The sequence below is a fragment of the Pantoea piersonii genome (assembly GCF_003612015.1).
In the GTDB taxonomy this organism is placed as follows: domain Bacteria; phylum Pseudomonadota; class Gammaproteobacteria; order Enterobacterales; family Enterobacteriaceae; genus Pantoea; species Pantoea piersonii.
Map to the genome: position 1 here is coordinate 18,601 of NZ_RARB01000016.1, position 8,863 is coordinate 27,463.

9 protein-coding genes and 1 riboswitch are annotated in these 8,863 nt (G+C 57.1%); of the genes, 6 read left to right on the plus strand and 3 right to left on the minus strand.

Annotation, left to right across the window (positions count from 1 at the left end; genetic code table 11):
* Nucleotides 1-67: 67 nt before the first annotated feature.
* Nucleotides 68-168, minus strand: a riboswitch (TPP riboswitch).
* Between the two features lie 198 nt (nt 169-366).
* Nucleotides 367-876, minus strand: coding sequence for a sigma D regulator (gene rsd / locus D7S44_RS22500; RefSeq protein ID WP_120458440.1), 510 nt, complete (start codon nt 874-876; stop codon nt 367-369).
* A 154-nt stretch (nt 877-1,030) separates the two neighbouring features.
* Here rsd and nudC point away from each other — a divergent pair, with 154 nt between their 5' ends.
* The 6 genes from nudC (at nt 1,031) to D7S44_RS22530 (ending at nt 5,428) form a co-directional block, all read left to right on the plus strand.
* Complete coding sequence (gene nudC, locus D7S44_RS22505; RefSeq protein WP_120458441.1) at nt 1,031-1,801, plus strand: NAD(+) diphosphatase; 771 nt, start codon at nt 1,031-1,033, stop codon at nt 1,799-1,801.
* Nucleotides 1,802-1,842: 41 nt separating this feature from the next.
* Complete coding sequence (gene hemE / locus D7S44_RS22510) at nt 1,843-2,910, plus strand: uroporphyrinogen decarboxylase (RefSeq protein WP_120458442.1); 1,068 nt, start codon at nt 1,843-1,845, stop codon at nt 2,908-2,910.
* Between the two features lie 2 nt (nt 2,911-2,912).
* Nucleotides 2,913-3,581, plus strand: a complete 669-nt coding sequence (gene nfi, locus D7S44_RS22515; protein ID WP_120458443.1) for a deoxyribonuclease V — start codon at nt 2,913-2,915, stop codon at nt 3,579-3,581.
* Nucleotides 3,582-3,643: 62 nt separating this feature from the next.
* The gene (locus D7S44_RS22520; RefSeq protein ID WP_120458444.1) at nt 3,644-4,234 is read left to right on the plus strand and encodes a YjaG family protein; all 591 of its coding nucleotides are present in this window, start codon (nt 3,644-3,646) and stop codon (nt 4,232-4,234) included.
* Nucleotides 4,235-4,422: 188 nt separating this feature from the next.
* On the plus strand, nt 4,423-4,695 hold the full coding sequence (gene hupA, locus D7S44_RS22525) for a nucleoid-associated protein HU-alpha (RefSeq protein ID WP_033755847.1): 273 nt from the start codon (nt 4,423-4,425) through the stop codon (nt 4,693-4,695).
* 67 nt (nt 4,696-4,762) lie between these two features.
* Complete coding sequence (locus D7S44_RS22530; RefSeq protein ID WP_120458445.1) at nt 4,763-5,428, plus strand: DUF1481 domain-containing protein; 666 nt, start codon at nt 4,763-4,765, stop codon at nt 5,426-5,428.
* Between the two features lie 35 nt (nt 5,429-5,463).
* Here the strand turns inward: D7S44_RS22530 and purD are convergent, their stop codons facing one another.
* Complete coding sequence (gene purD, locus D7S44_RS22535; RefSeq protein WP_120458446.1) at nt 5,464-6,744, minus strand: phosphoribosylamine--glycine ligase; 1,281 nt, start codon at nt 6,742-6,744, stop codon at nt 5,464-5,466.
* A 16-nt stretch (nt 6,745-6,760) separates the two neighbouring features.
* On the minus strand, nt 6,761-8,350 hold the full coding sequence (purH, locus tag D7S44_RS22540) for a bifunctional phosphoribosylaminoimidazolecarboxamide formyltransferase/IMP cyclohydrolase (RefSeq protein ID WP_120458447.1): 1,590 nt from the start codon (nt 8,348-8,350) through the stop codon (nt 6,761-6,763).
* Between the last annotated feature and the right edge of the window lie 513 nt (nt 8,351-8,863).

An 8,863-nucleotide genomic window follows, 5' to 3' on the forward strand; every position in this document is an offset into this window, starting at 1 on the left:
GGGAACGTTGCTTGTCCGGAGTTCGGAAGGAGTAACAGAAACGGCAGGCGAAAAACGCCAGCGTACTGATGTGTTTACTCTTGTTCCCTTCGCAGGTTCTAACCTGATCAGGTTCCGCGGATCCCGAATTAACGGTCTCAGCCCTTGCGGGCACTCCGACAAGATAGGTAAACGGTTTTCTGACGGTTACGCTTGCCCTTTTACGAAGGGCGGCGCGCACGGCGCCAGAAATCTCGTTTACGTTGGCTACATTGCAAACAGTGAGTAGCTCAAAAAACAAAAACGGGTTTTCAACGTTATCGTCGAAAACCCGTTCAGCATAAAAGGGCTTTTACAGAATAACAAGGACTTTACAACTGATTAACCTTAAGCCGGACGCGACAGCTGGCTGCTGTCATTCGCTACCGGAGCGCGTATCAGGCTGTTGTCCCAGGCAAGCTGGATCAGTTTATCTTCCAGCGTGAAGCGCGCTTCCAGCACTTCGCCTACTTCTGACAGTGCCAGCTGAAAATCGACGCAGTTGTCATCGTCAATCGACTGCTGCAGATGGCCGTCATAGAGCTGCATCAAACGTTCGGTATTGGCTTCCAGCGGAGGATAAACCTGCGCGGCGGCAATCATCGGGCTGTCGCCTTCCATCTCATTGATGATGCGTTCATACATGCTGAAGTGACCGGCGGAAAGGTAGTCAACCAGGCCGTGACAAAAGTTGTCGAGCGCCTGCTCATCTAAAGTCGTTAGCGCTTCTTTGTTAGGCTTTAGTCCAACCAGATGGTAATAAGAAACCAACAGCTGGCGACGGGCGTCCAGCCACGAATCCACCAGTTCGTTACTGCCACCTACGCGCTCGGTCAGGACATTTAACTGGTTAAGCATTTCTGACTCCATGTAAATAAAATCCCTCTACCGTTGATGCTTCGGCTGGCGCCAGGCCGCCTGCAAGCTGAACGATTTAGGGTATAGTTGTTTGTCTACACACTTAACATCAGGACTTCAGCGTATCAATTACGACGCTAAGGATGACGATTATATGCAACGTGAGATCTCAAGCGTAGACGCTGGATGGTGGATTGTCAGCCATGAACAGAAACTTTGGTTGCCGCAGGGCGATCTGCCGCACGGCAGCGCCGCTACGTTTAAGTTAACAGGAAGCAAAGCGCAGCCTGTCGGCGAGTGGCAAGGCGAAACGGTATGGCTGGTGTGTGAAAATCGCGATCGCGATATGTTCTCGGTACGCCAGCTGATCGATGAAGAGGCGGGGCTGTTTCAGCTTGCCGGGCGCGCCGTGCAGCTGGCGGAGTTTTACCGCTCCCATCGTTTCTGCGGCTACTGCGGCCACGAAATGCATCTGAGCCGACATGAAAACGCCTGCCTGTGCGGGCACTGCCGTGAACGCTACTATCCGCAAATCGCGCCCTGCATTATTGTCGCCATCCGGCGCGGCGACGAGATATTACTGGCGAACCATGCGCGTCATCGCAACAGCATCTACACCGTGCTGGCGGGATTTGTCGAAGTGGGCGAGACGCTGGAGCAGGCGGTCGCGCGCGAGGTGATGGAGGAGAGCAATGTCCGCGTCCGGAATCTGCGCTATGTGACCTCGCAACCCTGGCCGTTCCCTCATTCGCTGATGATGGCGTTTATGGCGGACTATGACGGCGGCGATTTGCAAATCGATAATAAAGAGCTGCTGGACGCTGGCTGGTATCGCTACGACGCGCTGCCGATGTTGCCACCGCCGGGCACGGTGGCGCGCCGGCTGATTGAAGATACTGTCGCCATCTGCCGCGGCGAAGTCTAAGAAGTGTTACACTACGCGCCTGAAATTGAGAGAGTCCTGAAATGAGTGAACTGAAGAACGATCGTTATCTGCGCGCCCTTTTACGTCAACCGGTTGATATCACGCCGGTATGGATGATGCGACAAGCCGGACGTTATTTGCCGGAATACAAAGCGACGCGCGCCGTAGCCGGCGATTTTATGTCGCTGTGCAAGAACGCCGAGCTGGCGTGTGAAGTGACCCTGCAGCCGCTGCGCCGCTATCCGCTTGATGCGGCGATCCTCTTCAGCGATATCCTGACAATCCCCGACGCGATGGGCCTTGGACTCTACTTCGAAACCGGCGAAGGCCCGCGTTTCTCCAGTCCGATTACCTGCCGCGCCGATGTCGACAAACTGCCGGTGCCCGATCCTGAGCAGGAACTCGGCTATGTAATGAATGCGGTACGCACCATTCGCAAAAACCTCAACGGCGAAGTGCCGCTGATCGGTTTTTCCGGCAGTCCCTGGACGCTGGCGACCTACATGGTGGAAGGGGGCAGCAGCAAGGCCTTTACCAAAATCAAGAAAATGATGTACGCCGATCCCGCTACGCTGCATGCGATGCTCGATAAGCTGGCGGACAGCGTCATTCTCTATCTCAACGCGCAGATCCGCGCGGGCGCGCAGTCGGTAATGGTGTTCGACACCTGGGGTGGCGTGCTGACGGGCCGCGACTATCTGGAGTTCTCGCTCTACTACATGCATAAAATCGTCGACAGCGTGCTGCATGAGAATGAAGGCCGCCGCGTACCGATTACGCTGTTTACCAAAGGCGGCGGACAGTGGCTGGAAGCGATGGCCGCGACCGGCTGCGATGCGCTCGGTCTCGACTGGACCACCGATATCGGCGAGGCACGACGCCGCGTCGGCGACAAAGTCGCGCTGCAGGGCAACATGGATCCGTCTATGCTTTATGCGCCAGCTGCGCGTATTGAGCAGGAAGTCGCGGGCATTCTCGACGGCTTCGGCGCGGGCAGCGGTCACGTCTTCAATCTGGGACATGGCATTCATCAGGATGTGCCGCCAGAGCATGCAGGCGTGTTTGTTGAGGCGGTACACCGTCTCTCGGGCCAATATCATCAGGAGTAAATATGGACATTGCTGCACTGCGCGCGGAGCAGCTTCAGCGCGCTGCAGAGGTGGTGCGGCAGGATGATTTCGACGTCCTGCCTCCGCGTTTTATCGGCGGCGCCGATGTCGGATTCGAACAGGAAGGGGCGGTGACCCGCGCCGCCCTGGTTATCCTCGAATATCCCTCTCTGAAGCTGGTGGAGCATCGCGTGGCGCGCATCGCCACTACCATGCCCTATATTCCGGGCTTTCTCTCCTTTCGCGAATATCCTGCGCTGCTGGCGGCGTGGAATACCCTTGAGCGCAAACCGGATCTGCTGTTCGTCGACGGACACGGCATCTCGCACCCGCGTCGTCTCGGCGTCGCCTCGCATTTTGGCTTAATGGTGGACGTGCCGACCATTGGCGTGGCGAAAAAGCGCCTGTGTGGCCGTTTTGCCGAGCTGGGGGCCGAGCCGGGATCGCGTCAGCCACTGATAGACAAGGGCGAACAGATCGGCTGGGTATGGCGCAGCAAAGCGCGCTGTAATCCGCTTTTCGTGGCGACCGGACATCGCGTCAGCCTGGACAGCGCGCTGCAGTGGGTACAAAACTGCATGGGCGGCTATCGCCTGCCGGAACCGACGCGCTGGGCCGATGCTGTCGCGTCTAACCGCACCGCCTTTCAGCGCTGGCAAAACGCGCTTTAACGCTGTGCGCGCGGCACTTTTGCGGTACACTGCCGCCAGCTAAACGATGAAGAGCCCTGTTCATGTTACAAAACCCCGTTCACCTGCGTCTGGCGAAGCTGGAAAGCTGGCAGCATCTGACGTTTATGGCTTGCCTGTGCGAGCGTATGTTCCCCAATTACTGGGCGTTCTGCCAGCAGACGGAATTTGCCGATCCAGCGCTTTATCGCCGTCTTCTCGATCTCATCTGGGAAAGCCTGACGGTCAAAGACGCCAAAATTAATTTCGACAGCCAACTGGAAAAGCTTGAAGCCGCTATTCCCGATGGCGATGCGTTTGAAGTGTACGGGGTTTATCCGGCCATCGACGCCTGCGTGGCATTAAGCGAAGCGCTGCACGCTATGCTGAGCGGCGAAACCCTCGAGCATGCGATTGAAGTCAGCAAAACGTCAATCACCACCGTTGCGATGCTGGAAATGACCCAGGCCGGACGCGAAATGAGCGATGAAGAGCTGCGCGAAAACCCGGCCGTCATCGATGAATGGGACCTGCAATGGGAGATTTTCCGCCTGCTTGCCGACTGCGAAGAGCGAGACCTTGAATTGATCAAAGGATTGCGTTCGGACCTGCGGGAGGCGGGAATCAGCAACATCGGTATAAATTTTCAGCAGTAAGGCGGGAAAACGTGACTTCAGGCCTGAATTAGCGAGCCTGGAGGCTTCACATCGGCCCCCTCTCTGGTCTACATTTGGGGGGCTGAAAATTGTGGCTATCGGTGCGTGCAGGCTGAAGAGTGCCAGAATATGGCTTTTCCCTCGCACTCGTTGCTTAGCAAGCGATAAATACACTTTAAGGATAACTTATGAACAAGACTCAACTGATTGATGTGATCGCGGAAAAAGCGGACCTGTCAAAAACCCAGGCTAAAGCGGCTCTGGAATCTACTCTGGCTGCGATCACTGAGTCTCTGAAAGAAGGCGATGCTGTACAACTGGTTGGTTTTGGTACTTTTAAAGTGAACCACCGCGCTGAGCGTACCGGTCGTAACCCGCAAACTGGCAAAGAGATTAAAATCGCTGCGGCAAACGTACCGGCATTCGTGTCTGGTAAAGCGCTGAAAGACTCTGTTAAATAAGACGTCGCACTGCGGTCAGAATTTTAAAGAAGGGGCGAATTCGCCCCTTTTGTATTAGGGGCCAGTTATGCCGAACCTGCGTTCGTCCTCCTGTTTCGCCCTGCTTTCTCTTCTTTTGCTTTCCGGGTGCAGTTCTACGCCCGACACGCCTCCCTTTACCGCCAGCGGCTATCTTGCCGATCGCGGCGCGGTGCGCATCTGGCGCAAAAACAGCGGCCATCTTGCAATTCATCTGCGCACCCTCTATACGCCTTTTAACGGCGATGCGACGGAAACCACCGACTATCTGTGGCAAGAGCAGAAGCTGGTCAGCGTGACGCGGCACGTCAGCGGCAAGCAACCGAATGATGTCACGCTGCGTTTCGATCAGGACGGCAGCCTGAGCTTTATGCAACGGCAGCTGGCCGATCGGCGCGAAGCGGTCGATACCGATACGGTAGAGCTCTATAAGTTTGACGCGCAGCGTATGCTGGCGCAGAGCAATGCGCTGCTCAACGGCCATATCATCCTGAAACAGGGCCAGTGGCTGGGCGCGAAGCAGATTGTTACCTGCGAGGGCGAGCGCGTGTCGCCATCCTTTGACGATTATGCGCTGCAGATGCTGGTTCGACAGCAGCAGCGCAGCAGCGCGCCGTTGCTGGTCTCCTGGCTCGAAGCGCCGGAAGGGACGCAGCTGCTGCGCGCGGCGCCGGGAGAAAGCTGCGATTCGCAGCCGAAAGAAGAGGACTTTTAGGTTAAAGAAAAGGGCACGTAACGTGCCCTTTTTGCTTACTTGCGGTTAATGGCGCGATAGCCGATATCGCGACGGCAGAAGCTGCCGTTCCAGGAGATGGGCTGAGCCAGCTCATAGGCGCGCTTTTGCGCCGCCGCCACGTCGTCGCCCAGCGCGGTGACGCAGAGCACGCGGCCGCCGTTAGTCAGCACCAGATCGTTATCCAGACGCGTACCGGCATGGAAGACTTTGCCGTCTGCGACCTCTTCCAGCGGCAGGCCGTGGATCTGCTCACCGTTAACGTAGTCGCCCGGGTAGCCGCCTGCGGCCAGCACCACGCCAAGCGCCGGACGCGGATCCCACGCTGAATGCTTCTGATCCAGCGCGCCGTCGCAGGCTGCCAGACAAAGCTCAACCAGATCTGACTGCAGGCGCAGCATGATTGGCTGCGTTTCCGGATCGCCGAAGCGGCAGTTAAATTCAATCACCTTCGGCTGACCTGACTGGTCGATCATCAGACCGGCATACAGGAAACCGGTATAGACATTGCCTTCCGCCGCCATGCCGCGTACCGTCGGCCAAATCACCTGATCCATTACGCGCTGGTGAATCTCGTCGGTTACCACTGGCGCGGGAGAGTAGGCACCCATGCCGCCGGTGTTCGGGCCTGTGTCGCCGTCGCCGACGCGTTTGTGATCCTGGCTGGTGGCCATTGGCAGGACGTTTTTGCCATCGACCATGACGATAAAGCTGGCCTCTTCGCCGTCCAGAAACTCTTCAATCACAATGCGATGACCTGCATCGCCGAAGGCGTTGCCAGCCAGCATATCTTTGACGGCGGCTTCCGCCTCTTCCAGCGTCATGGCGACGATTACGCCTTTACCGGCAGCCAGACCGTCAGCCTTGATAACGATAGGCGCGCCTTTCTCACGCAGATACGCCAGCGCCACTTCGACATCGGTAAAGTTGCGATACTCCGCCGTTGGAATATGGTGGCGGGCCAGAAAGTCTTTGGTAAAAGCTTTAGAGCCTTCCAGCTGCGCGGCATTTTTAGTCGGCCCGAAAATTTTCAGGCCCGCCGCGCGGAACGCGTCAACCACGCCGATAACCAGCGGCGCTTCCGGCCCCACGATGGTCAAGTCGATCGCCTCGCGCTGAGCGAACGCCAGCAGGGCAGGGATATCGGTGGGGCTGATATCGACATTCTGCAGCGCAGGCTCCAGCGCAGTACCGGCGTTGCCGGGCGCGACGAAGACCGTTTCCGCCAGCGGCGACTGCGCCGCTTTCCAGGCCAGCGCGTGTTCACGACCGCCGTTGCCAATCACTAAAATTTTCATATTGCTCTCCGAAGAATTAATGGCGGAAGTGGCGCATGTCCGTGAAGATCATGGCAATGCCATGCTCGTCTGCCGCAGCGATAACTTCATCGTCACGAATAGAGCCGCCCGGCTGGATAACGCAGGTGACGCCGACGGCAGCAGCTGCATCAATACCGTCGCGGAACGGGAAGAACGCATCAGAGGCCATCGCCGAGCCTTTCACATCCAGCCCTTCGTCAGCGGCCTTGATGCCAGCGATTTTAGCGGAGTAAACGCGGCTCATCTGGCCAGCGCCGATGCCGACAGTCATATTGTCACGCGCATAAACGATAGCGTTGGATTTTACAAACTTCGCAACCTTCCAGCAGAAGAGGGCGTCGCGCAGCTCTTGCTCGCTCGGCTGACGTTTGCTCACGACGCGTAGCTGGCTCGCTTCCACCATGCCGAGATCGCGGTCCTGTACCAGCAGACCGCCGGTTACGCGTTTAAAATCGAGACCGGCGATGCGTTCCTGCCACTGGCCGCAGACCAGCACGCGAACGTTCTGCTTCGCCGCCGTGACTTTCAGCGCCGCTTCGCTGGCGGAAGGCGCGATAATGACTTCGACAAACTGACGGCCGATGATCGCCTGGGCGGTGGCTTCGTCCAGCTCGCGGTTAAAGGCGATAATGCCGCCGAAGGCAGAGGTCGGATCGGTTTTATAGGCGCGCTCGTAAGCGTCAAGGATCGATGCGCCAGCGGCGACGCCGCAGGGATTGGCATGCTTGACGATGACGCAGGCCGCTTCGCTGAACGCCTTTACGCACTCCAGCGCCGCGTCGGTATCGGCAATGTTATTGTAAGAGAGCGCTTTGCCCTGAACCTGCTGCGCGGTCGCCACTGAGGCTTCCTGCACGTTCTCTTCTATATAGAAGGCAGCGTCCTGATGGCTGTTCTCCCCGTAGCGCATATCCTGCTTCTTAATGAAGTTCAGGTTCAGCGTGCGCGGGAAGCGCCCGGCAGGCCGATCGCGTTCGCCATGATAGGCGGGAACCCGCGAACCGAAGTAGTTGGCGATCATGCTGTCGTAGGCGGCCGTATGCTCAAACGCTTTGATAGCCAGGTCGAAGCGCGTCTCCAGCGTCAGAGAGTTTTCGTTGGCGTCCAGCTCGGCGACAATGGCGTCGTAGTCGCTGCTCTTGACCACAATGGCGACGTCTTTATGGTTCTTCGCTGCCGAGCGCACCATGGTTGGGCCGCCGATGTCGATATTCTCGACCGCATCTTCCAGCGTACAGCCTTCACGAGCAACGGTTTGAGCGAAGGGATAAAGATTAACGACCACCATATCGATAGGCTCAATGGCGTGCTGCGCCATAATCGCGTCATCCTGGCCGCGGCGTCCCAGAATGCCGCCATGCACTTTCGGGTGCAGCGTTTTAACGCGTCCATCCATCATTTCCGGGAAACCGGTGTAGTCAGACACTTCAGTGACCGCAAGACCCGCATCGGCCAGCAGGCGAGCGGTTCCGCCTGTAGAGAGCAGTTCGACGCCGCGGCTGGAGAGCGCCTGAGCAAATTCAAGGATACCCGCTTTGTCTGAGACACTCAGCAGAGCGCGGCGTACAGGACGACGTTGTTGCATGGTGGTTTTATCCCTTGGCTTTGTTTCGCGTAAATAAGAGCGTTACATCAAGCTTAGCGATCTTCTTATTAATAAAAAGAGGCGAAACTTCAGGTAACGCCCCGAAAAGGGGCATCCGTGACGTCGCCGGGCATTGTAGCGAAAACGTTTGCGTGCTGCTCGCAAAAATTCGTCTGGCGATGCATTGTGGATAACTTTGTGGGTAATCGCGTATAAAGCGGCCTTTTGCTGTGGAATGCAGCGAACAGTCATTTTTGTGCAATTTAGCTGTTGCGCTCTCTGAACGACTCCCTATAATGCGCCTCCATCGACACGGCACAACGGCTTACGGAATGCGGTGTTGAGGTGATGAAAATCACCGTCGGTTAAAGCGAAAATAAACGCTTGACTGACACGGAGGAAAGCGTAACATACGCCACCTCGCAGCAGCAGGCTCAGCCGCTGACTGCACCGCTCTTTAACAATTTATCAGACAATCTGTGTGGGCACTCGCAGGACAGATATCAAAAAGTC